The sequence below is a fragment of the Terrabacter aeriphilus genome (assembly GCF_039542985.1).
GTDB classification, from domain to species: domain Bacteria; phylum Actinomycetota; class Actinomycetes; order Actinomycetales; family Dermatophilaceae; genus Terrabacter; species Terrabacter aeriphilus.
Genome location: NZ_BAABIW010000035.1, coordinates 1 through 1,183 on the forward strand (window position 1 = coordinate 1; position 1,183 = coordinate 1,183).

General features: G+C 69.1%; 1 protein-coding gene. It reads left to right on the forward strand.

All coding sequences use genetic code 11. The features are described 5' to 3' along the window. Positions 1-35 precede the first annotated feature (35 nt). A partial coding sequence (locus ABD979_RS19960) for an NHL repeat-containing protein (protein ID WP_486389412.1) occupies positions 36-1,183 on the forward strand: 1,148 nt, incomplete at its 3' end.

Genomic DNA, 1,183 nt, shown 5'->3' on the forward strand with positions numbered 1-1,183 from the left:
TGGTGTGGTTCGCGACCCGTAGTGAGGGTGAGGTGGTGCGTAAGGCCGACCTCAACGACGGCGGGGTGTGGGTGACCAATGCCGAGCAGGCCCGGTACGGGCGGATCAACAAGCCGGTGGGTCAGCTCGATGTCGGGGTGCTCTCGGACGGGTCGAGCGGGTCGGGTCTGGATGTGTTCCAGGACGGTGCGGCGGTCGTGGGGTATTCGCGGGCGAGCAACCAGATCGTGCCGATCAACCCGGCGGAGGGGACGTTGGCGCCGGAGCAGGCGGTGGCGGTGCCGAAGCCGAGCACGGCGACGGGTAACCGGGTGTTCACGGCGCCGTTGGTCGATGTGCGGGGTGGCACGGTGGCGATGGTCGACCCGGCCAAGGGTGAGGTTCGTGCGCAGCGGGTCGACGTCCGGGCGGGTGTGGCGGGGCTGGACGGGTTGCAGACGCAGGCCAAGCCGTTGGCGAAGGTCGGGGGCAACGCGGCGGTCGCGGTCGGGGTGGACGGCGCGGTGTATGCGGTGTCGGCCGAGCTGGGCACGGTGACGGTGATCAGGGCGGCGGGTGAGGGTTTCGCGAAGCCGGTGACGACGAAGCTGGGGTTCACCTCGAAGTCGGCGCAGGTGAGCGCGGTGGGTGGCCACTGGGTGGTGTGGGACTCGGGCACCGGCAAGCTCTACTCCGATGCGCTCGAGGCGCCGGAGCAGCTGTCGGTGGGCAGTGTGGAGCCGGGCAACCCGGCGTTCGCGGCGCTGCAGCAGCCCGGCCCGGACGCCCCTGCCGTGCTGATCCAGGACGAGGCGCAGTTGACGCAGGTGTCGCTGACGGGTGAGAGCCCGACGGTCGCCGGGGTCAAGCTGAGCCAGGGCTCGGCGGGTCAGCGTCTGTTCCTGTCGGCTCCGGTGCGTCTGGGTGGTTGCGTGCACGCGGCGTGGGCCGGCCCGTCGAACGTGTACTACGGCCGCAACTGTGGTTCGCCGGCTGATGTCTCGACGGTGGATCTGGGGGCGATGAAGAAGGGGGTGCGCACCGACGGGGTGAAGCTGCGGGTGAACCGTGGTCTGATCGTGCTGAACGACCTGGACTCCGGTGACGTGTGGGACATCGACCGCAACCGGGTGAAGATCGACAACTGGAACTCGGTGATCCCGCCGCCGCAGACCGATGACAAGAACAAGAAGAAGGACGAGAA